The following is a 21,269-nucleotide window of genomic DNA, read 5'->3' as shown; positions in this document are numbered from 1 at the left end:
ACGTCTGCTGCACCCGCAAAACAGAGCAAAATCGTCACGTCGTCGCGTCGGGACGTCGCGTTTTGCAGTTTTTTACCTTGAGGCACGCAAGATTGTTGCCCGAACTGGGCCTGTTTTCAGGGAAAAAATTCAGCGGTTGGCGCCAGGAACCCACAGCACGTCGTCCTTGCCATCGTTATTTGCGCACCGGGCCGCGACGAAAAACCAATCACTTAGCCGGTTGAGGTATTTGACGGCCACGTCGTTAACCGGTTCCATATTTGTCAGTTCCACCGCCAACCGCTCGGCGCGACGCGATACAGTGCGGCACACGTGCAAATGCGCGGCCAGCCGCGAACCGCCCGGCAGGATGAAGCTGCGCAGCGGTTCCAGTGTTTCGTTCATGGTGTCAATTTCGGCTTCCAGCCGGTCGATCTGAGCGGATACGATTCGCAGCGGTGGATAGTCCGCTTCTGCATCCTTCTCCATTTCAGGGCGGCAGAAATCTGCGCCAAGATCAAACAGGTCGTTCTGAATCCGCGACAAGGCGGCATCGACTTCGCCTTCAGCCTCGGTGCGGGCCACGCCAACAAATGAGTTCAGCTCGTCCACTGTTCCATAGGCGGCAACGCGACCCGAATACTTTGCCACACGCTCGCCATTGCCCAGAGCGGTTTTGCCATCGTCGCCCGTGCGCGTGTAGATTTTGTTCAGTACAACCATTACTGCACCCCTTGCCCGCGTAGATAGACGTATAGCACGATCAAAATAACGGCGATGAACTGAAAGAGGATACGCAGACGCATCATCTTGTTGCTTTTCTTTGCTGCTTCCATGCCGCTCTTGCCGAAATTCGCGATGCCCAGGGCTAACACAACGACAACCGCCGCCATGGCCAGAAGCAGAATGACCATTAAAGGGTCCATTTAAAGTCACCGTCCGGTTTTTTTTTGATTATCACCCATCTAGCGTCAAGGCGTCGAAAAGCGAACGGGAAATAACGTCTCAGATATCCGAAAGGATGCGGTCCGTGGCTTTTGTGGGCAGAATCCGGCGCAGAACCCCAGCGACATATGTCGGGGTGGTCACATAGTAGCGTGGTTTGGGGCGTCGCGCCTCGACCGCATGGGCCAGCTTGTCGGTGACGGCAGAGGCTGGCAGTTCGAACCGGTCGGGCGCACTGTTTTCGTATAGTCGCTTCAGCAGCGAACCTTCGTATTTTTCCCGCAGGGCCGAGTTTTCCCAGTCGATGTATTTCTCGAACACGGGGATTGCCTTTTCCCTGAGCTTTGAGGTGATCGGGCCGGGCTCGATCAAAACGACCTGAATGTCTGTATCCCGCAGCTCCAGCCGCAAGGTGTCGGTCAGTCCTTCGATGGCGTATTTGGTGGCGACATATGCGCCGCGCCAGGGGAAGGCGACAAGACCAAGTACCGAGGAACATTGCACGATCCGGCCGTGGCCCTGCTCGCGCATGACGGGAATAACCTGTCTGGTCAGCTCGTGCCATCCAAAGACATTGGTTTCAAAGATATGACGCAGAGCGTCTGTCGGGACGTCTTCAACCGCACCGGGCAGCCCGTGCGCACCGTTGTTGAACAGCGCGTCCAAAGTTCCGCCCGTTGCCTCATGTACATATGACAATCCCGAGGAAATGCTGTCGCGGTCGGTATAGTCGATTCTTGGACTTTCAAACCCCTGCGCGCGCAGGCGGTCACAGTCGCGCTGCTGTCGGCAGGATGCAAACACACGCCAGCCTCGTGCACGCATTCCGTGTGCTGCGTCCAGACCAATGCCCGACGAGCATCCCGTAATAAGAATCGATTTCTGCATGTGCCTTCCGAAGCTGAACCCCACCAAAAGCTAGGGTGGGGTTTGCGGCAGGGCAATGACGTCCGGGCGTCAGTTTGATGTTTTCCGGACAAGTGATGCTGAAATCCACCCGACCTGTTGCGCGGGCAACACGCGCAGGCGTAACCAGCCGGTGCCGGAATCGCTCAGGACCTCGACCTGTTGGCCAAGCGCGGCTTTACCGATGATGGGATAGATTGTACCGGGCCCATCGCGCAGATTAACCCGGGTGCCCGAAATTTCGCGGATGTCCTTCGGGGCCTCGGCAGGCGTGGGCAGTTCGACTGTGGGCAGCTCGGCGTCGGTGACCACCTGCTCCAGCGCGCTTACGCCCTGTTCCAATGATGCCAGGGTCAGGGTCACGCTTTCGTCCTGGAACAGGGAGGGATTGGCCTTCAAGCCAGCCGCGACCTGCGAGAGGAGGGCCTTTGTTTCGGTCTCACCCAACTGGGTTACCGCCTCGGCAACAGGTGGAGCCACCAGAGCGGGTTTGACCGCAGCACGGGTGACCAAATCTTCGACAGGTGCAGGTTCAACGACCGGGGCAACCGGTTCGGCCACGACAGCCACGCGTTCTGGTTTGGCAGGGCGCACGCCGCGCGGTTCAAAATCAGGGCCGCCGCTCATCACGTAAAAGGTCCAGCCGAGCGCGGCAAAAGTAACAAGTATCAGGCGCGTCATGGCGCATCCCCCAAGGCAATCGTAACATCAACAAATGGCAGTATCTCAATTGATGAAAGCTTAGCATATTTTGGGGGGCGAGTCGAAAAATGGGGGAAAACAACATGGTGTCTCCCCCTGTTGCAAAAAGCGCGACTTTTCCCCAGCAATTTATGTGCTGCTCGCTTTACCAAGGCGCACTTGCGTCGTATCACATCATATATGAACGATACGATCGATGACCCCAACATGGAGGCCCCTGCAGGTGGGGGCGAGGTGGCGGAACCGCTGCGCCGCGCGATTGGTGAGCGGTATCTGACCTATGCGCTGTCCACCATCATGCACCGGGCGCTACCCGATGCGCGGGACGGGTTGAAGCCGGTTCACCGCCGAATCCTCTATGCGATGAGAGAGTTGCGACTCAGTGCAACCGGAGGTTTCCGGAAATCTGCCAAGATTTCCGGCGACGTGATGGGCAACTATCACCCGCATGGCGACGCCGCGATCTATGACGCGATGGCGCGTCTGGCACAGGATTTCAACGTCCGCTATCCGCTGGTCGACGGGCAGGGGAACTTTGGCAATATCGACGGCGATAACCCGGCGGCCTCACGCTATACCGAGGCGCGGATGACCATCGTGGCCGAAGCGCTGCTGGAAGGGTTGAACGAAGACGCCGTCGATTTCCGCGACAACTATGATGGCACGCTGACCGAACCGGTCGTGCTGCCCGCACAGTTCCCGAATCTGCTGGCCAATGGCGCAAGTGGTATCGCGGTGGGGATGGCGACGAATATCCCGCCGCACAACATCTCGGAACTCTGCGATGCATGTCTGCATCTGATCAAGACGCCGGACGCGCGCGATGACACGTTGCTGAACTACGTGCCCGGCCCTGACTTCCCGACCGGAGGCGTAATTGTCGAGCCGCCCGAGAATATCGCGCAAGCCTATCGCACCGGTCGCGGTTCGTTCCGTTTGCGCTGCAAGTACGAGGTCGAGGATCTGGGGCGCGGTCAGTGGCAGATCATCGTCACCGAGATTCCCTATCAGGTTCAGAAGTCCAAGCTGATCGAGAAGATCGCCGAGCTGATCCAGACCAAGAAAATCCCGATCTTGGCAGACGTGCGCGACGAATCTGCCGATGACATCCGCCTGATCCTCGAGCCGCGCTCCAAGAATGTGGACCCTGAGGTGCTGATGGGCATGCTGTATCGCAACTCGGACCTCGAGGTGCGGTTCAGCCTGAACATGAACGTGCTGATCGACGGGGTGACGCCCAAGGTCTGCTCGATGAAGGAAGTGCTGCGCGCGTTCCTGGACCACCGGCAAGAGGTGCTGATCCGCCGCTCGCGCCACCGCATGGCCAAGATCGACCACAGGCTGGAAGTGTTGGAGGGCTTTATCGTTGCCTTCCTGAACCTCGACCGTGTGATCGACATCATCCGCTATGACGACGACCCCAAAGCCGCGCTGATGCGCGAGGATTGGGGGATTGACCATATCCGCGCCACCAGCGAGGCCGACTATGTCTCACCCAGACCGGGTGAGGGCGAGTTGTCTGAGGTTCAGGTTGACGCGATCCTCAACATGCGCCTGCGCAGCCTGCGTCGTCTGGAAGAGATGGAGCTGGTCCGCGAACGCGATGAGTTGACGCTGGAACGTGCCAACCTCGAAGACCTGCTGGCCGACGAAGGCCTGCAATGGGCCAGGATTGCCGAGCAGTTGAAAGAGACGAAAAAGACCTTCGGCAAAGATTACGAAGGCGGCGCGCGCCGCACGCGGTTCGCCGAAGCGGGCGAGGTCGAAGAGGTGCCGCTTGAGGCGATGATCGACCGCGAACCGATCACGGTCGTCTGTTCTCAGATGGGCTGGATTCGCGCCATGACCGGTCATATCGACCTGACCCGTGAATTGAAGTTCAAGGATGGCGACGGGCCGCGCTTTATCTTCCATGCGGAAACGACCGACCGGTTGCTGGTCTTCGCTTCGAACGGGCGGTTCTACACTGTCAGCGCGGCCAACCTGCCCGGCGGGCGGGGTATGGGCGAGCCGCTGCGCCTCATGGTCGACCTGCCGAACGAAGCACGGATCATCGATATCCTGATTCACAAACCAGGGCGCAAGCTGCTGGTGGCCTCGGATGCGGGCAACGGGTTCATGGTGCCCGAAGATGACGTGCTGGCCCAGACGCGAAACGGCAAGCAGGTGCTGAACGTCAAGGACGACGAAACAGCAGTGATCTGCAAACCGGTCGAGGGCGACCACGTTGCAATCGTGTCGCAGAACGGCAAGTTCCTTGTCTTCCCGACCGAGGAATTGCCCGAAATGACCCGCGGCAAGGGTGTGCGTTTGCAAAAATACAATATGGCTCGCGGGCGGCAGGGGACGCTGGAACTGGATGGCGGTCTGTCAGACATCACCACCTTCAACTGGGAGGAGGGCCTGAAATGGTCCATGGGGGGCGACAAGACCCGGCATGAGGCAGATATGTCCCAATGGCTGTCCAAGCGCGCCAGCGTTGGGAAAAAGCCGCCCTATGGTTTCCCGAAGGACTATAAGTTTTCGTGATCCGGCCCCGGTTGCGGTATAAATCCACCGATACGGCTTGGCACAACCCGTATCGGTGCGCTAGACCAAAGAAAAACAGGCCTATCGAGACGAGACATGTTGCGCATTCTGACGCTGATCACCGGACTGGCCCTGCTGGGCGCTTGCACGCAGACACAGGTTTATGAACCGCCCGAGTCGCTGGGGGAATTCAAGCTGCGGGTCAACTACGCCTTCGCAGACAAGGCCGTGCAAGGGCCAGTGTCGCGCGATGCAACGCCCGACGAATGGACGAAGGCCATCCAGAATGCGGTCGATATTCGTCTGGGCCGTTATGAAGGAACGCAGGAATATGACATCGGGATCAGCCTGGAAGGCTACATGCTGGCGCCTCCGGGAATCCCGATCATCTACAATCCCAAAAGCACCGCGATTGTGTTGGTCAACATCTATGACGTGAAGAAAGAAAAGTTCCTGGCCAAGGGAAAGCAATTCCAGGTGCTGGAAGACACGACCGGAGGCAGTGCGCTGAAAGGGTCGGGACATGAGCGTACCAAAGAGGAACAGATGGCCGGTCTGTCATTGAAAGTTGCCGACCGGGTCGAAGAATGGCTGGCTGAAGAACATGAAGAGAATGGTTGGTTCGAAAAACGGCCAGACCTGATCCAGCCCCTCGATTCCACCGAGGTTACGCAAAATCCGGCGGGATAAGCGCATTTCCCTCAGGATGTGCTTGATTTTCCCCTTTGAACCAAATATCTCGCGCGCGCAGATAGTAACCCGGGACCAAGGGTCCCCCAAATCGCAAAAGGGCGCCTGAGGAATGGCAAAGGAAAAGTTTGAGCGTACAAAACCGCACGTCAACATCGGCACGATTGGGCATGTTGACCACGGCAAGACGACGCTGACCGCAGCGATCACCAAGTATTTCGGTGACTTCAAGGCGTATGACCAGATTGACGGCGCGCCGGAAGAGAAAGCCCGCGGCATCACCATCTCGACCGCGCACGTGGAATACGAGACCGACGCGCGCCACTATGCGCATGTCGACTGCCCCGGCCACGCCGACTACGTCAAGAACATGATCACCGGTGCCGCTCAGATGGACGGCGCGATCCTGGTTGTGAACGCCGCGGACGGCCCGATGCCGCAAACCCGCGAGCACATCCTGCTGGGCCGCCAGGTTGGCATTCCGAAGATGGTCGTGTTCATGAACAAAGTTGACCAGGTTGACGACGAAGAGCTGCTGGAACTGGTGGAAATGGAAATCCGCGAGCTGCTGTCTTCGTATGAATACCCCGGCGACGATATCCCGATCATCGCAGGTTCGGCTCTGGCCGCGATGGAAGGCCGTGACCCTGAAATCGGCGAGAACAAGATCCGCGAGCTGATGGCGGCTGTTGATGACTACATCGACACCCCTGAGCGTGCTGTTGACCAGCCGTTCCTGATGCCGATCGAAGACGTGTTCTCGATCTCGGGCCGTGGTACCGTTGTGACCGGCCGTGTCGAGCGTGGCGTGATCAACGTTGGCGACGAGATCGAGATCGTCGGCATCCGTGACACCGCGAAAACCACCTGCACCGGCGTTGAAATGTTCCGCAAGCTGCTGGACCGCGGTGAAGCGGGCGACAACATCGGCGCCCTGCTGCGTGGTGTGGACCGTGACGGCGTTGAGCGTGGCCAGGTTCTGTGTAAGCCGGGTTCGGTGACACCGCACACCAAGTTCGAAGCCGAAGCCTATATCCTGACCAAGGAAGAAGGCGGCCGTCACACCCCGTTCTTCGCGAACTACCGTCCGCAGTTCTACTTCCGGACCACGGACGTGACCGGCACCGTGACCCTGGCGGAAGGCACCGAGATGGTCATGCCCGGCGACAACGTGTCGTTCGGCGTTGAGCTGATCGCCCCGATCGCGATGGAAAACGGCCTGCGCTTTGCGATCCGCGAAGGCGGCCGCACCGTCGGCGCCGGCGTTGTGTCGAAGATCGTAGAATAATCCGTAGGCCGGGCTTCAGCCCGGCACATCGGTGAACAAACAAAGGCCGCTCCCTAGGGGGGGCGGCCTTTTTTGCAAAATAGTGTTTTTGGTTTTGCCGAGAGTTAGGGCTTCAAAAGAGTGTCGAGAATGAAGTCTGACAACTCCAAACGACTGGAAACTTCCTTGGCTTTTGTGCGTCCGGAGTAAGTGCGCCAGCCTATCGAGCCGGTATCTTCTTCAATGACAGTTTGCGCATGGACATTTCTTTGATTTTGATCTCGCTCGGGTTGTAGTTTGGCCAACGGTATTCTGAAAGAACTCAACCTATCCCGAACTGGCTTCAAAGAGCTGCAGCGAAAACAGGTCTCATTACAGCAATACTCGTTTTTGGGGGTATTTGGGAGGCACGGTACCTCGCAAGTCTCCCGAACGACCTCATAATTTGAGAACAACCACATCTTCGACAAGCTTATTTGAAGAAAAAGAACACCTCCATCAAGCTTTGTCCCATAGCGCTTCAATGCAACGGTTTGTTCGTGTTCCAAATCTCTCAGTATGAGATCAAAATTAGCATCAAGGTGTTCGCGCGCGTGACCAAAGCTGTCGCTTCTAGTGTGGGCAAGTTTTGTGCCGACTTCACACCATTTATCGTAAATGGCACTGTGATTGAGCGTGCCTTTTCAAGTAAGCCCTGTAGACCGACTGCGGTAGAGAATTCTTCGAACACTGAAAAACCTGTTCTGGTCACTGTCTGATTGTTGAAGAACCACAGAACGTTCCGGTTTAAAAGCCAACTTCCCCCTTGCCAAACCCCGCCAACCCCACTAATACGCGCGAGTTCTCAACAAGAACGTCAAGGCGGGGTGATTCCCGCCTTTTGGGTTCGATGAGGGTTGGCGATGCGCGTCTGTCCTCCTCTCAACCCCAACGCCTGATAAAAGGCTGTTATTATGCAAAGCCAAAATATCCGTATTCGGCTGAAGGCATTTGACTATCGCGTTCTGGATGCCAGCACGCAAGAGATCGTCAACACTGCCAAGCGGACCGGCGCGAATGTGCGCGGCCCGATCCCGCTGCCGAACAAGATCGAGAAGTTCACGGTTCTCCGTGGCCCTCACGTTGACAAGAAATCCCGCGACCAGTTCGAGATCCGCACGCACAAGCGTCTGCTCGACATCGTTGATCCGACCCCCCAGACCGTGGACGCGCTGATGAAGCTCGACCTGGCTGCTGGTGTGGACGTCGAGATCAAGCTGCAGTCGTAAGATCGGAGGGTATAGAATATGCGCTCTGGTATTATCGCAAAAAAAGTTGGCATGACCCGCCTGTTCATGGAAGACGGCAAGCAGATCCCTGTGACCGTTCTTCACCTGGACAACCTGCAGGTCGTTGCACAGCGGACCGCTGAAAAAGACGGCTACACCGCCGTTCAGCTGGGCGCTGGTGCTGCCAAGGCAAAACGCACCTCGAAGGCCATGCGCGGCCACTACGCCGCTGCCAAGGTCGAGCCCAAGCGCAAGCTGGCCGAGTTCCGCGTCTCCGAAGATGGCCTGATCGAAGTGGGCGCCGAAATCTCGGCAGAGCACTTCCTGGCCGGTCAGAAGGTTGACGTCTCGGGCACCTCGATCGGTAAAGGCTTTGCCGGTGCGATGAAGCGCCACAACTTCGGTGGTCTGCGCGCCTCGCACGGTGTGTCGATCAGCCACCGTTCGCACGGCTCGACCGGTCAGTGTCAGGATCCGGGCAAGGTGTTCAAAGGCAAGAAGATGGCCGGTCACATGGGTGCTGCCCGTGTTACCACCCAGAACCTCGAGGTTGTCAAAACCGACGCCGACCGTGGTCTGGTCTTCATCAAAGGCGCCGTTCCCGGACCGAAATCGGGCTGGGTCACCGTCAAGGACGCCGTGAAGAAGAAAGCACCGGAAGGCCTGCCTTTCCCGGCTGCTGTGAAATCGGCTGCAACCGAAGCACCTGCGGAAGAAGTATCCGCGGAAGGTGGTGAAGCATGAAACTTGATGTAATCAAACTGGACGGCGGCAAAGCCGGCGACATCGAGCTGGATGCAGACCTGTTCGGCCTCGAGCCGCGCGCGGACATCCTGCACCGTGTGGTCCGTTGGCAGCGCAACAACGCGCAGGCCGGCACCCACAAGGTCAAGACCCGCTCGGAAACCAGCTACTCGACCAAGAAGATCTATCGCCAGAAGGGCACCGGTGGCGCACGCCATGGTGACCGTAACGCGCCGATCTTCCGCAAGGGTGGTATCTACAAGGGCCCGACCCCACGTTCGCACGGCCACGACCTGCCGAAGAAGTTCCGCAAGCTTGGCCTGCGCCACGCTCTGTCGGCCAAAGCCAAAGCAGGTGAACTGGTTGTGATCGAGAACGCCGAAGCCGAAGGCAAGACCGCCGCACTGGCCAAACAGGTTGCAAACCTGGGCTGGAAACGCGCTCTGGTCATCGACGGCGCGACCGTGAACGAAGGGTTCCTGAAGGCGTCGCGCAACATCGAAGGTCTGGATATCCTGCCGTCGATGGGTGCAAACGTTTATGACATCCTCAAGCGTGACACCCTGGTGCTCACCAAAGCGGCTGTCGAAGCACTGGAGGCTCGTCTGAAATGAGCGCGAAGGCAGAACACTACGACGTGATCCGCAAGCCGATCATCACCGAAAAGTCGACCATGGCGTCCGAAAATGGCGCGGTTGTCTTTGAAGTGGCGATCGAAAGCAACAAGCCGCAGATCAAAGAGGCCGTTGAGGCACTGTTTGGTGTGAAGGTCAAGGCGGTGAACACCACCGTGACCAAAGGCAAGGTCAAGCGGTTCCGCGGCCAGTTGGGCCGTCGGAAAGACGTCAAGAAAGCATACGTGACCCTGGAAGAGGGTAACACAATCGACGTAAGCACCGGTCTCTGATCCAACGCTTACAGTGACATTTTTCGGCCCCGGTGGATCATTCCTCCGGGGCCGATTTCGTTTCAGGCGTCAAAGCTTTGGGTTTGCGCGTCAGGGCAGTGCGGTCACACGCCCTCCAGCGGCCGCTCAGGGCGATTCTGGCGTCAACAGCACTTGGCCGCATAAACAGCCATCGGACCCTCTGACGGCCTCTGAGCGGCCTGCACGCGGGGCCGGGCCTGCAACAGGCATAGAAAAGGCGCCTTAAGGCGCCTTTGGGTCGTTTCAATTGTGTGAGTGGTTACGAGCAATATACGTGCCGGTGCGCGATATCTGCGATGTCGCAGCGGCGGATGCCGATATCGTCCAGCTCACGGTTGCTCAGACGCTGCAACTCGGTATAGGTGCGCTGATACTCAGCAGCACGTGCGCGGGCTGTTTTGATCCGTGTGATCATGTCAGCGATCCGGGTGCCGAAGTTGAAGCCGGTATGGGTCAGTGTCGCAGTTGTCATCTCTGTATTCCTTTCTCGTATCAGGGCGTATTCCCTGACGTTTCCTTTTGAGTTCCTTCATTGGACAAGGCAGAGATAGGAGCGTTTGCTATCGCTAACAACGCAGATTTTGGTCTAGCCGGTATGCATGCGGCGAATAACATTCGCGGGTTGGCTTGTTCGTAGCCTGGTTCCTATTCCTATTGGCATGGATTTTGCAGTTGACCTGCAGGTCGACGCGATGGCCATCTGCGGTTTGCAGCGACCTTTAGTTTGCTCCTAAAACCGGACCGACCTGATGAAATGCAAAATAAAGCCCCGTCGGGTCGCGAAATACACGCGGTGCATGCTGCGCGCTATTCCGTGATCGAACACGCACTTCGGACGCTCCAAGCGTCAAAGCATCACGTACAGCATTCTCGATAGCAGTGACCTTAATTCCAGGTAGCCAGGCGCATCTTTCACGTATCTTTTTATCTGGTGAAGCAACCACAGGAATATGTGAAAGCCACTGACCTGGCCCGGCCGCGCCCGTGCCATCTGTCTTCGAAGATGTTCGATCAAACAACGATTGATAGAATTCGACTGGAAACTCCGGGCCTTCGCTCAGATAAACCTCTGTTGTGAACTGTTGTGTAGGTATCGGGTAATCGTGTTGTGAAACGGAAATGCCAAACTTGGCCCCTAATGGGTCCAACAATAGGCAGTTTCGCCCGACGCCGGGCACATCAAAGGGGCGTCGAATGATGCGCGCGCCCAGCTTCTCGGCCCGCTTTGAATATTTATCGACATCGGGAACTTCGAAATAGGGAAGCCAGCCGGCATCAAAACCCACCGGAGTTTTGGTCAATCCACTTCCGGCTTCCCCATTCAGAAGAGCAAGAGTGAACTCCCCTTTTCCCTGGCCCCAGACATAGTCTTCGGTGCTTTCCTTAATGAAATCCCACAACGCTACACGGCCATAGAAAGCCTCGGAAGCGTTCAGATCAGGCGTAAAGAGGTCATGCCATACGATCCGTCCTGTCTTATCCGCACTCACTTCAAGAACCTCCTGCGTGGAACACGCTGGGTAGTTCATCACAACCCAATTGGTCATTGATGCAGATCAATCAGAACACGCCGCTCCTGCGATCCGGGTTGGAAAAAGGAAACCCCAAGATACTAAAGTGCCAACAAAAAACGCCCCCGATTTGACCGGAGGCGTTTTTATTCTTTCCGATGAAGGCGGGCTTAACCGCGCTCTTCGACGATCTCAACCAGATGCGGGATCTTGCGGATCATGCCGCGCACCGAAGGAGTATCCTCCAGCTCACGGGTTTTGTGCATCTTGTTCAGGCCCAGGCCGATCAGGGTTGCGCGCTGTTCGGCAGGGCGACGGATCGGCGAACCGACCTGTTTGACGACGATGGTTTTTGCCATGACGTGCTCTCCTTATGCTTCTGCTTCAGCAGCAGCCGGTGCGTCGTCCCGCTTGGGCAGGATGTCAGCAACCTTTTTGCCACGACGTGCGGCAACCGAACGCGGGCTCTGCTCTTTCTGCAGGCCGTCGATGGTGGCGCGGATCATGTTGTAGGGGTTCTGCGAGCCCAGCGACTTGGAGACAACGTCCTTGACACCCAGCATTTCGAACACGGCACGCATCGGACCACCGGCGATGATACCGGTACCTTCAGGCGCAGCGCGCATAACCACTTTACCGGCGCCGTGACGGCCCTCGATGTCGTGGTGCAGGGTCCGACCTTCGCGCAGCTGTACGCGGATCATCTGACGCTTGGCTTGCTCAGTCGCCTTGCGGATGGCTTCAGGTACTTCTTTCGCTTTACCCTTGCCAAAGCCGACGCGGCCTTTCTGATCGCCGACAACCACCAGAGCGGCGAAGCCAAAGCGCTTTCCACCTTTTACGGTTTTCGACACGCGGTTGATTGCGACCAGGCGATCTGCAAATTCCGGTGTTTCTTCACGGTCGCGGCCACGGCCCCGACGGTTTTCACGTTCTGCCATTTGGCATCCCTTTTCCTCTAGAGGCGCTCGCGGCGCCAATTACTCAATCGAAGTGAACCCGCGAATGACATTCCGGGGCTCCCCGATCATCGAGGCGGGCGGACCCGCCTTCAAAGTGCCGGGTGCCGGGCTGAAGCCCGGCCTACGGCGTCGTTTCCGGTAGGCCGGGCTTCAGCCCGGCACACCATCAGATCTTCAGACCACCTTCACGCGCAGCGTCGGCGACAGCCTTCACTTTGCCGTGGAACAGGAAGCCGCCACGATCGAAATAGGCCTCTTCGACGCCTGCCTTCTTGGCACGCTCGGCGATGGCCGCGCCGACTTTCGTCGCCGCTTCGACGTTGTTCTTGCCAACAACACCCAGATCTTTTTCCAGGGTCGAGGCCGAGGCCAGGGTCACGCCACGTACGTCGTCGATCAGCTGAACAGAGATGTTCTTGTTCGAACGGTGTACGGACAGGCGCGGACGACCCGCGTTGACCTTGCGAAGTTTGTTCCGAACGCGCAGGCGGCGCTTCAGAAACAGGGTTCTTTTGCTGTTTGCCATTGTCTGCGTCCTTACTTCTTCTTGCCTTCCTTGCGGAAGATGAACTCGCCCTTATAGCGGATGCCCTTGCCTTTGTACGGCTCGGGGCGGCGCCACTCGCGGATTTTGGCCGCGGTTTCGCCCACCAGCTGCTGGTCGATACCTTCCACAACGATCTCGGTCTGCTTCGGTGCGGTGATGGTGACACCTTCCGGAGCTGTGAAATCTACATCGTGGCTATAGCCCAGGTTCAGCTTCAGGGTGTTGCCCTGCATCTGCGCCCGGTAACCAACACCCTGGATCTCCAGCTCTTTTTTGAAGCCTGTGGTCACACCGGTTACCAGGTTGGCAACCATGGTGCGGCTCATGCCCCACTGCTGGCGGGCACGCTTGGACATGCCACGAGGGTCGATCTTGACCACGTTGTCTTCAACCGACAGCGTTACGTCGTCGGTGGCGGTGAAGCTGCGGGTGCCTTTCGGACCTTTGACTTCGATGGTCTGACCCGACACAGAGGCGGTTACGCCGCTGGGCAGCTCGACCGGTTTTTTACCAATACGAGACATTGCAGACCTCCTTAGAAGACGGTGCAGAGCACTTCGCCGCCAACATTGTTGGAGCGAGCGTTTGCGTCCGACATCACACCTTTCGGAGTGCTGACAATCGACACGCCCAGACCCTGACGGACCTGCGGGATGTCATTGACGCCCATGTATACGCGGCGACCGGGCTTTGAGACCCGCTTCAGTTCGCGAATGACAGGGGTGCCTTCGTAGTATTTCAGGCTGATTTCGATGGCCGGATGACCGTTTTCACCGGTCGTCTTTTCATAGCCGCGGATGTAACCTTCGTCCGCCAGCACGTCCAGAACCCAAACACGCAGCTTCGACGCCGGAGTGGATACGGTGGACTTGCCGCGCATTTGCGCGTTGCGGATACGGGTGAGCATATCGCCGATAGGATCATTCATATCTATGTCTCCCTTACCAGCTCGATTTCACCATGCCGGGGATCTGACCAGCAGAACCCAGCTCGCGCAGCGCGATACGGCTGACCTTCAGCTTACGATAGTAAGCGTGGGGACGACCGGTCAGCTGACAACGGTTGTGCAGACGGGTAGCCGAGCTGTTGCGCGGCAGTTTCGCCAGTTTCAGACGCGCCTTGAAGCGCTCTTCCATCGGCTTGCTCTCGTCATTCGCGATTTCTTTCAGCTCGGCACGCTTTGCGGCATATTTGGCCACCAGGCGTTCGCGCTTCTTCTCGCGTTCGATCATTGCTTTCTTAGCCATGTCTCAATCCTCCCGGCGCTTACGCGTTGAACGGCATGTTGAATGCTTTCAACAGTGCCTTTGCTTCAGCGTCGGTTTTCGCTGTGGTGGCAATTACGATATCCAGGCCCCAGACCTCGTCGACCTTGTCGAAGTCGATTTCCGGGAACACGATGTGCTCTTTCATGCCCATGGCAAAGTTGCCACGACCGTCGAAAGAGGGCTTAACACCGCGGAAGTCACGAATACGCGGCATCGCGATCGTGATCAGACGATCCAGGAATTCGTACATCCGGTCACCGCGCAGGGTCACTTTCGCACCCAGCGGCATGTCCTCCCGGACGCGGAAACCCGCGATCGATTTCTTCGCCTTGGTTGCAACGGCCTGTTGACCGGCAATCGCAGTCAGATCCTCGACAGCAGCTTTCGCTTTCTTCGAGTCTTTGACGGCCTCAGCACCACAACCGATGTTCAGAACGATTTTTTCCAGCTTGGGCAGCTGCATGTCGTTCTTGTAGCCGAACTCTTCTTTCAGAGCGGCACGGATGGTCTCGGCGTACTGCGCTTTCAGGCGCGGGGTGTAGGTTGCGTTATCAAGCATCGATCACGTCCCCTGTGGTCTTGGCAAACCGCACCTTCTTGTCACCTTCCATACGGAAGCCAACGCGGGTTGCTTTGCCGTTCTTATCCAGCAGTGCCAGGTTCGACAGCTCGATCGGGTTTGCCTGAGGCAGGCGACCACCTTGCGAGGTTTGCGACTGGCGGGTGTGGCGGATGGCGATGTTGATACCATCGACAACAGCTTTACCGGCTTTGGGGTCAACCGAGGTGATAGTCCCCTCTTTGCCCTTGTCCTTGCCGGCCAGCACGACGACCTTGTCGCCTTTGCGGAGTTTAGCAGCCATGATTACAGCACCTCCGGAGCCAGCGAGATGATTTTCATGAAGTTCTTCGCGCGCAGTTCACGAACAACGGGGCCAAAGATACGGGTACCAATGGGCTCGTTGTTGTTGTTCAGGATGACGGCGGCGTTGCGATCGAAACGGATCGCGGTGCCGTCTTCGCGACGGACTTCTTTGGCGGTGCGTACGACGACGGCCTTGCGGACGTCACCTTTCTTTACGCGGCCGCGCGGGATGGCTTCCTTCACCGAGACGACAATGATGTCGCCAACAGAGGCGTATTTACGCTTGGAACCACCCAGGACCTTGATGCACTGAACTCGGCGTGCGCCAGAGTTGTCAGCGACATCCAGATTGGTCTGCATCTGGATCATGTGGTTTCTCCCGACCTGTGGGGGCTGGTCTGATTAAATCCCCCAGGGTTTCGACAAATGAAAAATCCCGGAAGCTTACGCTTCCAGAACTTCCCAACGTTTCGTCTTCGATTTCGGCGCGCATTCGATGATGCGTACGGAGTCGCCGACCTTGAAGGCGTTCTTTTCGTCATGAGCCCGGTATTTCTTGGACTTACGAACGGTTTTGTGCAGCAGCGGGTGCTTGAAACGGCGCTCGACCAGCACGGTGATGGTCTGTTCGTTGGCGTCGCTGGTCACGGTGCCTTGCAGGATACGCTTGGGCATCTGATTACTCCTCGGATGCCGCGGCAGCGGCCTTTTCGTTCAGAATGGTTTTGACGCGGGCAGCATTGCGGCGGGCCGCTTTGATACCAGCCGTATTTTCCAGCTGACCGGTTGCCTGTTGAAAGCGCAGGTTAAAGCTTTCTTTCTTCAGGTTGGCCAGTTCCTCGCGGAGCTGGTCCGGGGTCTTGTCACGCAGTTCTTGGGCGTTCATCGCCTTTTTCCTTTGCTCAAAACACCAGAAGGCCCCGTACTCGGGTCACCTTTGACCTGGTGGATGAATGATAGACATACGAATCGCCCGACAACGCCGGGAGACCGCAAGATGCCGCTCTATAGGGGTTTGGGGGGTGGGTGGCAAGAGGAAGTTTGGGCAAGTGCACAATGTTCGTGAAGCCTGAGCCTGACGCGAGTTTCTTGCTCTATGTTCACTTATAGCTTGCACGACCAAAACAGCACAAGTAGCTAGGAACCGCAAATGTTATTTCAAAGTGAGTAACGTAATGAATAATGTACTCTTTGCCACTGCGCTGACATTAATTGCAGGTTCTGCGCAAGCCCAAGCGATATCCGGTGACAAGGTTTGCAGCAAGGCGAATGCTGACAGCCGTTTGAACGGTATGTCCGTCGAACAGTGCCTCTGCTTGGCGGGTATCGCCCAGAAGAACATGTCCCCGGAACTTTACGAATTGTGGGCGCAGGCAATGTATTATGGGGAATCTCGAGAAAAGGAGATGGTCGCGCTCAAGCAATCCCAAAACAAAACCGTGAACCAAATGAAAAAGACAAAGCGCCAGTCACAAAAAAAATGTGGTATCAAGTGAATCTGTGATTAGAGCCGGTTTAGCAGCTAACGGCGATGTAACTGCTTAATCCACTACCATTTTGCCGAGCGATCTCTGAAGCATCTTTGGATCGCTCACAAACGCTCACTCCCACTTATAGTTGAAACTCACTGAAATCCGCTCTTCCTCGGCCATGTTCATCGGCACCTCGTGGCGCAGCCAGCTTTCCCATAGCAGGACATCGCCCACCTGCGGCTTCATATAGATGAAGGGCTGCAAATCGCGTCGCCCGCCCTTCAGCCGTGTCGGCGCGGCCATCATGCGGCCTGAGCGCGGGTCTTCCAGCTTCAGCGCGCTCGCGCCTTCGGGCATCGCCACATAGGTGGTGCCGGAAATCACACTGTGCGGATGCAAGTGGCTGGAATGCATGCCGCCTTCGGGCAGGATGTTGATCCACAGATCTTCCAGCTTCAACTTACCCTCGCCCAGATCAAACTCCAGATCCTTGGCAAAAGCCGCCACATGGCTGTCCAGCGCCTTGACCAGATCGGCGAATATCGGAAACCGCCAGGGCAGGTCGGTCAGCGAGGCATAGCTGGTGTAACCGGGATAGCCGTTTTCTTCGCACCAGTCCTGACCGGCCTCGTCATCCTCGGCGATGACAAGGCACGAGCTTTCCAACTCCTCCGCATCGATCGGGGGACCGAATTCGGACAAAGAGGCACGATAGAGGCGGGTGACGAAGAGTGATTCAATCTGTGGCATGGCGCCGTCTTAACCCAGCCGCGTGGCGAAGGCGATGGCTGTTTTGCGAGGCTCTGCCTCGCGCTCCGGGATATTTGCAGCCAGATGAAGAGTGGATCCCCTGCTTCATCTGGCCCAAAATATCCCGGGGGAGGCGCGCGGCACGCGCGGCGGGGGCAGAGCCCCTGACGAAAAACCCCCGCCGGTGGTCCGACGGGGGTCAATCTTGTCACGAGCGGGGGTGCCCCCGGATCGCTTACCAGTCTTCGCGAACCACGACGCGGGTCTTGATCGGCAGCTTCATCGCAGCCAGGCGCAGGGCCTCGCGGGCGATGTCGTCATTGACGCCGTCGATCTCGAACATCACGCGACCGGGCTTGACCTTGCAAACCCAACGGTCGACCGAACCCTTACCTTTACCCATACGAACTTCGATCGGCTTTGCCGTAACCGGAGTGTCGGGGAAGATGCGGATCCAGACACGGCCCTGACGCTTCATGTGACGCGTCATGGCACGACGTGCAGCTTCGATCTGGCGTGCGGTTACACGCTCAGGCTCAATCGCTTTCAGGCCGTAGGTGCCAAAGTTCAGATCAGAGCCGCCCTTGGCTTCGCCCTTGATCCGGCCTTTGTGCATCTTGCGGAATTTTGTACGCTTTGGTTGAAGCATATCTTTCCCTCCTTAGCGACGACCGCCACCAGCACCACGAGGTGCAGGGCCGTCCTGGAGTTCCTGTGCTTTACGGTCACGTGCCTGCGGATCGTGCTCCATGATCTCCCCTTTGAAGATCCAGACCTTGATCCCGATGATCCCGTAGGGGGTCATCGCTTCGGCATGTGCGTAATCGATGTCGGCGCGCAGAGTGTGCAGCGGCACACGGCCTTCGCGGTACCATTCGGTCCGTGCGATTTCGGCACCACCTAGACGGCCAGCGACGTTCACCCGGATACCCAGGGCGCCCATGCGCATGGCGTTCTGTACGGCACGCTTCATCGCGCGGCGGAACGAAACACGGCGTTCCAGCTGCTGAGCGATCGACTCGGCAACCAGCTGACCGTCAAGCTCGGGCTTGCGCACTTCGACGATGTTCAGGTGCAGTTCGCTGTCGGTCATCGCGGCCAGCTTCTTGCGCAGAACTTCGATGTCTGCACCTTTCTTGCCGATGATGACACCCGGACGTGCGGTGTGGATCGTAACGCGGCACTTCTTGTGCGGACGTTCGATGATCACACGGGCAACACCGGCCTGCTTGCACTCTTTCTGAATGAACTCACGGATCTTGAGGTCTTCCAGAAGAAGATCACCGTAGTCCTTGGTATCTGCGTACCAGCGGCTGTCCCAGGTGCGGTTGACCTGAAGGCGCATGCCGATCGGATTGACTTTATGTCCCATTAGGCTTGCTCCTCAACTTGACGCACCTTGATGGTGATCTCCGAGAACGGCTTCATGATCTTGCCGAAACGGCCACGGGCCCGCGGGCGACCGCGCTTCATGACCAGGTTCTTGCCAACCCAGGCTTCGGCGACGATCAGCTCGTCAACGTCCAGGTTGTGGTTGTTTTCGGCATTCGCGATTGCGGACTGCAGGCACTTCTTGACGTCCTGCGCGACACGCTTGTTCGAGAAAGTCAGGTCGGTCAGGGCCTTCTCGACTTTCTTGCCGCGGATCATAGCTGCTACCAGGTTCAGTTTCTGCGGGCTGGTGCGAAGCATGCGCGTTTTCGCCATTGCTTCGTTTTCAGCCACGCGGCGGGGGTTCTTTTCCTTGCCCATGACTTACTTCCGCTTCGCTTTTTTGTCTGCGGCGTGGCCATAATAGGTCCGGGTCGGCGAGTATTCACCGAACTTCTGACCGATCATGTCTTCCGAGACGTTTACCGGGATATGCTTCTGGCCGTTGTACACACCAAAGGTCAGACCCACGAATTGGGGCAGGATGGTGGAACGACGCGACCAGATCTTGATGACTTCGTTGCGGCCCGACTCGCGCGCTGCTTCGGCTTTTTTAAGCACGTAAGCATCGACGAAAGGACCCTTCCAAACAGAGCGAGACATGGATTAACGTCCCTTCTTCTTGGCGTGCCGCGAGCGGATGATCAGCTTCTGGGACGCTTTGTTCTTGTTGCGGGTACGCTTACCCTTGGTGTCCTTACCCCACGGAGTAACCGGCGTACGGCCACCCGAGGTACGACCCTCACCACCGCCATGCGGGTGATCGATCGGGTTCATTGCAACACCACGAACCGACGGACGAACGCCCTTGTGGCGCATACGACCGGCTTTACCGAGGTTCTGGTTGCTGTTGTCGGGGTTGGACACGGCACCGATGGTGGCCATGCATTCCTGACGGACCATGCGCAGCTCGCCCGAGCTCAGACGGATCTGAGCGTAGCCGCCATCGCGACCAACAAACTGAGCGTAAGTACCGGCCGCACGTGCGATCTGACCGCCTTTGCCAGGCTTCATCTCGATGTTGTGGACGATGGTACCGATGGGCATGCCCGAGAACGGCATTGCGTTGCCCGGCTTGATATCGGCCTTTGCCGACGCGATGACCTTGTCACCAACAGCCAGACGCTGCGGAGCCAGGATATACGCCTGCTCGCCGTCTTCGTATTTTACCAGTGCGATGAACGCGGTCCGGTTCGGGTCATATTCGATCCGCTCGACGGTTGCCGCGACATCAAATTTGTTCCGTTTGAAGTCAACGATCCGGTAGAGACGCTTTGCGCCACCGCCGCGGCGGCGTGAAGTGATCCGTCCGGTGTTGTTCCGGCCGCCCGATTTGGTCAAACCCTCTGTAAGAGACTTGACCGGACGTCCTTTCCAAAGCTCCGAACGGTCGATCAGCACCAGCCCGCGCTGGCCCGGCGTCGTCGGCTTGTACGACTTGAGTGCCATGCTTTCTGTCTTCCGTTTAGCAAGTGCAGGGGAGGTCCCCCGCTATGTGATAGGCCCCCGTAGGTGCCAAAGGTATAGGGCCCCGAAGGTCCCCGGTTGCAAAATATCTAAGGCCCCGGAACGAATCCGAGGCCGCAAGATTGGGAGCGTTTAGCAGTGTTGGCGGTGGGTGTCTATAGCTCTTTGGAAAAACAGCGACCTTGATCCCCTCGTTAACTGAAGTTTAGATAACTACATAGGTAATTCGCTCTTTTTTGTATTTTGTTCCCGAAGCTTTAGGCGAATTTCATAACGAAATAGGATTTGGCAAAATATGACAAAACTACAAGGACTTCGCCCCGTCCTGACGCAACCTGAACATGAATTCGGGAAACTCATGGCCCGAGTTCTCTCGCCATCCCGACCGCTACAATCAGAGGAATTTCTCAAGGGTCGTTCGAAACAACTTAGCGGAATTAAGCGATCACTCATACAACCCGGTCGCCATGCGCTTGTTCATGGGCTGCGAGGAGTGGGTAAGTCCTCGCTAGCTCAAACGAGCGCCTACGCCTTGGCGGAAACAGAAACACCAGTACTGATTGGATGCGACGAAACGAGCACCTTTGCGACAATTATTCGCGAAGTTTTTGATCAAATGAATGGGAGAAGCCCAAATTTTGAAAAGGCGATCCGCGAAACAGGGCTGACCTTTGCGCGCTTTGGATTGAGCGGTGACCTCAAGACAACTATTGAAGAAGGAAGACCTTCCGATCCTAGTTCAGTCAATGAAGCAGTACGCCTCATACGTTTCATAACAGAGAATATCGACAAACGTTTAGTTGTAGTTGTTGATGAGTTTGACTTGATACTTGATCGCAGAGAGCAAGTTGCATTCACTAACTTCCTCAAACAAATCTCAGATCAGCATGTGAATGCTGTCTTTATTGTTAGCGGAATCGGTGAAAGTGTAGAAACACTGATGGCTGCGCACGGAAGCGCAGATCGCTATTCCATACCGTAGCCCTTAAGCAACTGCCTTGGGAAGCGAGGTTTGAAATAGCTGAGAATGCGGCAGAA

32 protein-coding genes are annotated in these 21,269 nt (G+C 57.2%); 9 read left to right on the top strand and 23 right to left on the bottom strand.

The window, feature by feature from the left end:
* Positions 1–129: 129 nt before the first annotated feature.
* The 4 genes from I9182_RS15635 to I9182_RS15620 form a co-directional block, all read right to left on the bottom strand.
* Positions 130–702, bottom strand: coding sequence for a cob(I)yrinic acid a,c-diamide adenosyltransferase (locus tag I9182_RS15635; RefSeq protein WP_209506334.1), 573 nt, complete (start codon positions 700–702; stop codon positions 130–132).
* Positions 702–905 carry a twin transmembrane helix small protein gene (locus tag I9182_RS15630; protein WP_209506337.1) on the bottom strand — a complete coding sequence of 68 codons (204 nt, stop codon included), beginning with the start codon at positions 903–905 and terminating at the stop codon, positions 702–704. The genes I9182_RS15635 and I9182_RS15630 overlap by 1 nt, the downstream gene beginning before the upstream one ends.
* 79 nt (positions 906–984) lie before the next feature.
* On the bottom strand, positions 985–1,812 hold the full coding sequence (locus I9182_RS15625; protein WP_209598882.1) for an SDR family NAD(P)-dependent oxidoreductase: 828 nt from the start codon (positions 1,810–1,812) through the stop codon (positions 985–987).
* 69 nt (positions 1,813–1,881) lie between these two features.
* A complete protein-coding gene (locus I9182_RS15620) occupies positions 1,882–2,511 on the bottom strand; it encodes an SH3 domain-containing protein (protein ID WP_245220564.1) in 630 nt (209 codons plus the stop codon).
* A gap of 201 nt (positions 2,512–2,712) precedes the next feature.
* On the opposite strand from I9182_RS15620, the gene I9182_RS15615 reads away from it, so the two are divergent.
* From I9182_RS15615 to I9182_RS15585, 7 genes are all read left to right on the top strand, one after another.
* Complete coding sequence (locus tag I9182_RS15615; protein ID WP_209598881.1) at positions 2,713–5,061, top strand: DNA topoisomerase IV subunit A; 2,349 nt, start codon at positions 2,713–2,715, stop codon at positions 5,059–5,061.
* Between the two features lie 96 nt (positions 5,062–5,157).
* Positions 5,158–5,751: a hypothetical protein gene (locus I9182_RS15610; protein WP_209598880.1), complete on the top strand. Its 594-nt coding sequence runs from the start codon at positions 5,158–5,160 to the stop codon at positions 5,749–5,751.
* Between the two features lie 112 nt (positions 5,752–5,863).
* The gene (tuf, locus tag I9182_RS15605) at positions 5,864–7,039 is read left to right on the top strand and encodes an elongation factor Tu (RefSeq protein ID WP_209598265.1); all 1,176 of its coding nucleotides are present in this window, start codon (positions 5,864–5,866) and stop codon (positions 7,037–7,039) included.
* 932 nt (positions 7,040–7,971) lie between these two features.
* Positions 7,972–8,286: a 30S ribosomal protein S10 gene (gene rpsJ, locus I9182_RS15600; protein WP_008756422.1), complete on the top strand. Its 315-nt coding sequence runs from the start codon at positions 7,972–7,974 to the stop codon at positions 8,284–8,286.
* Between the two features lie 18 nt (positions 8,287–8,304).
* Positions 8,305–9,030, top strand: coding sequence for a 50S ribosomal protein L3 (gene rplC, locus I9182_RS15595; protein WP_171638102.1), 726 nt, complete (start codon positions 8,305–8,307; stop codon positions 9,028–9,030).
* Entirely contained in the window at positions 9,027–9,644 is a 618-nt protein-coding gene (gene rplD / locus I9182_RS15590) for a 50S ribosomal protein L4 (protein ID WP_171638100.1), read from the top strand. Before rplC ends, rplD begins: the two co-directional genes overlap by 4 nt.
* Positions 9,641–9,937: a 50S ribosomal protein L23 gene (locus tag I9182_RS15585; protein ID WP_170609990.1), complete on the top strand. Its 297-nt coding sequence runs from the start codon at positions 9,641–9,643 to the stop codon at positions 9,935–9,937. The genes rplD and I9182_RS15585 overlap by 4 nt, the downstream gene beginning before the upstream one ends.
* 280 nt (positions 9,938–10,217) lie before the next feature.
* Here I9182_RS15585 and I9182_RS15580 read toward each other — a convergent pair whose 3' ends face one another.
* The 13 genes from I9182_RS15580 to rpmC form a co-directional block, all read right to left on the bottom strand.
* Positions 10,218–10,430, bottom strand: a complete 213-nt coding sequence (locus I9182_RS15580) for a DUF1127 domain-containing protein (RefSeq protein ID WP_209505835.1) — start codon at positions 10,428–10,430, stop codon at positions 10,218–10,220.
* A 247-nt stretch (positions 10,431–10,677) separates the two neighbouring features.
* Positions 10,678–11,505 carry a VOC family protein gene (locus I9182_RS15575; protein ID WP_209598879.1) on the bottom strand — a complete coding sequence of 276 codons (828 nt, stop codon included), beginning with the start codon at positions 11,503–11,505 and terminating at the stop codon, positions 10,678–10,680.
* A gap of 134 nt (positions 11,506–11,639) precedes the next feature.
* Complete coding sequence (gene rpmD / locus I9182_RS15570; protein ID WP_170613764.1) at positions 11,640–11,828, bottom strand: 50S ribosomal protein L30; 189 nt, start codon at positions 11,826–11,828, stop codon at positions 11,640–11,642.
* Positions 11,829–11,840: 12 nt separating this feature from the next.
* Positions 11,841–12,410, bottom strand: coding sequence for a 30S ribosomal protein S5 (rpsE, locus tag I9182_RS15565; protein WP_209505839.1), 570 nt, complete (start codon positions 12,408–12,410; stop codon positions 11,841–11,843).
* 187 nt (positions 12,411–12,597) lie between these two features.
* On the bottom strand, positions 12,598–12,957 hold the full coding sequence (gene rplR, locus I9182_RS15560) for a 50S ribosomal protein L18 (RefSeq protein ID WP_010437103.1): 360 nt from the start codon (positions 12,955–12,957) through the stop codon (positions 12,598–12,600).
* 11 nt (positions 12,958–12,968) lie between these two features.
* On the bottom strand, positions 12,969–13,502 hold the full coding sequence (gene rplF / locus I9182_RS15555; protein WP_170467582.1) for a 50S ribosomal protein L6: 534 nt from the start codon (positions 13,500–13,502) through the stop codon (positions 12,969–12,971).
* 11 nt (positions 13,503–13,513) lie between these two features.
* Positions 13,514–13,906: a 30S ribosomal protein S8 gene (gene rpsH, locus I9182_RS15550; protein ID WP_209505841.1), complete on the bottom strand. Its 393-nt coding sequence runs from the start codon at positions 13,904–13,906 to the stop codon at positions 13,514–13,516.
* 13 nt (positions 13,907–13,919) lie between these two features.
* Positions 13,920–14,225, bottom strand: coding sequence for a 30S ribosomal protein S14 (rpsN, locus tag I9182_RS15545; RefSeq protein ID WP_010437098.1), 306 nt, complete (start codon positions 14,223–14,225; stop codon positions 13,920–13,922).
* A 19-nt stretch (positions 14,226–14,244) separates the two neighbouring features.
* Positions 14,245–14,805 carry a 50S ribosomal protein L5 gene (gene rplE, locus I9182_RS15540; protein WP_209505843.1) on the bottom strand — a complete coding sequence of 187 codons (561 nt, stop codon included), beginning with the start codon at positions 14,803–14,805 and terminating at the stop codon, positions 14,245–14,247.
* A complete protein-coding gene (gene rplX, locus I9182_RS15535) occupies positions 14,798–15,109 on the bottom strand; it encodes a 50S ribosomal protein L24 (RefSeq protein WP_010437096.1) in 312 nt (103 codons plus the stop codon). Before rplX ends, rplE begins: the two co-directional genes overlap by 8 nt.
* Positions 15,110–15,111: 2 nt before the next feature.
* Positions 15,112–15,480: a 50S ribosomal protein L14 gene (gene rplN / locus I9182_RS15530; RefSeq protein ID WP_011567679.1), complete on the bottom strand. Its 369-nt coding sequence runs from the start codon at positions 15,478–15,480 to the stop codon at positions 15,112–15,114.
* Positions 15,481–15,555: 75 nt separating this feature from the next.
* Positions 15,556–15,786: a 30S ribosomal protein S17 gene (rpsQ, locus tag I9182_RS15525; protein ID WP_209505845.1), complete on the bottom strand. Its 231-nt coding sequence runs from the start codon at positions 15,784–15,786 to the stop codon at positions 15,556–15,558.
* A gap of 4 nt (positions 15,787–15,790) precedes the next feature.
* Entirely contained in the window at positions 15,791–15,997 is a 207-nt protein-coding gene (gene rpmC / locus I9182_RS15520; protein WP_010437082.1) for a 50S ribosomal protein L29, read from the bottom strand.
* 289 nt (positions 15,998–16,286) lie between these two features.
* On the opposite strand from rpmC, the gene I9182_RS15515 reads away from it, so the two are divergent.
* On the top strand, positions 16,287–16,607 hold the full coding sequence (locus I9182_RS15515) for a hypothetical protein (RefSeq protein WP_209598878.1): 321 nt from the start codon (positions 16,287–16,289) through the stop codon (positions 16,605–16,607).
* Positions 16,608–16,712: 105 nt separating this feature from the next.
* Here the strand turns inward: I9182_RS15515 and I9182_RS15510 are convergent, their stop codons facing one another.
* The 6 genes from I9182_RS15510 to rplB all read right to left on the bottom strand — a co-directional run bounded on the left by I9182_RS15510 (position 16,713) and on the right by rplB (position 20,213).
* Positions 16,713–17,333: a 2OG-Fe(II) oxygenase family protein gene (locus I9182_RS15510; protein ID WP_209505851.1), complete on the bottom strand. Its 621-nt coding sequence runs from the start codon at positions 17,331–17,333 to the stop codon at positions 16,713–16,715.
* Between the two features lie 235 nt (positions 17,334–17,568).
* The gene (gene rplP / locus I9182_RS15505) at positions 17,569–17,982 is read right to left on the bottom strand and encodes a 50S ribosomal protein L16 (RefSeq protein WP_170615802.1); all 414 of its coding nucleotides are present in this window, start codon (positions 17,980–17,982) and stop codon (positions 17,569–17,571) included.
* Between the two features lie 12 nt (positions 17,983–17,994).
* Positions 17,995–18,705 (bottom strand): 30S ribosomal protein S3, encoded by a 711-nt coding sequence (gene rpsC / locus I9182_RS15500; protein ID WP_209505853.1) that lies wholly within the window; start codon positions 18,703–18,705, stop codon positions 17,995–17,997.
* Entirely contained in the window at positions 18,705–19,085 is a 381-nt protein-coding gene (gene rplV, locus I9182_RS15495) for a 50S ribosomal protein L22 (RefSeq protein ID WP_209505855.1), read from the bottom strand. Before rplV ends, rpsC begins: the two co-directional genes overlap by 1 nt.
* A 3-nt stretch (positions 19,086–19,088) precedes the next feature.
* Positions 19,089–19,367, bottom strand: coding sequence for a 30S ribosomal protein S19 (gene rpsS, locus I9182_RS15490; protein WP_005980699.1), 279 nt, complete (start codon positions 19,365–19,367; stop codon positions 19,089–19,091).
* A 3-nt stretch (positions 19,368–19,370) separates the two neighbouring features.
* Positions 19,371–20,213: a 50S ribosomal protein L2 gene (rplB, locus tag I9182_RS15485; RefSeq protein WP_170531634.1), complete on the bottom strand. Its 843-nt coding sequence runs from the start codon at positions 20,211–20,213 to the stop codon at positions 19,371–19,373.
* 313 nt (positions 20,214–20,526) lie between these two features.
* On the opposite strand from rplB, the gene I9182_RS15480 reads away from it, so the two are divergent.
* Positions 20,527–21,213, top strand: a complete 687-nt coding sequence (locus I9182_RS15480; protein WP_209598877.1) for an ATP-binding protein — start codon at positions 20,527–20,529, stop codon at positions 21,211–21,213.
* Positions 21,214–21,269: the final 56 nt, after the last annotated feature.

The sequence above is a fragment of the Ruegeria sp. HKCCSP351 genome (assembly GCF_017872535.1).
Lineage (GTDB): Bacteria > Pseudomonadota > Alphaproteobacteria > Rhodobacterales > Rhodobacteraceae > Ruegeria.
Note: the sequence above shows the minus strand (reverse complement) of the source record. Positions and strands in the feature narration are given on the sequence as shown.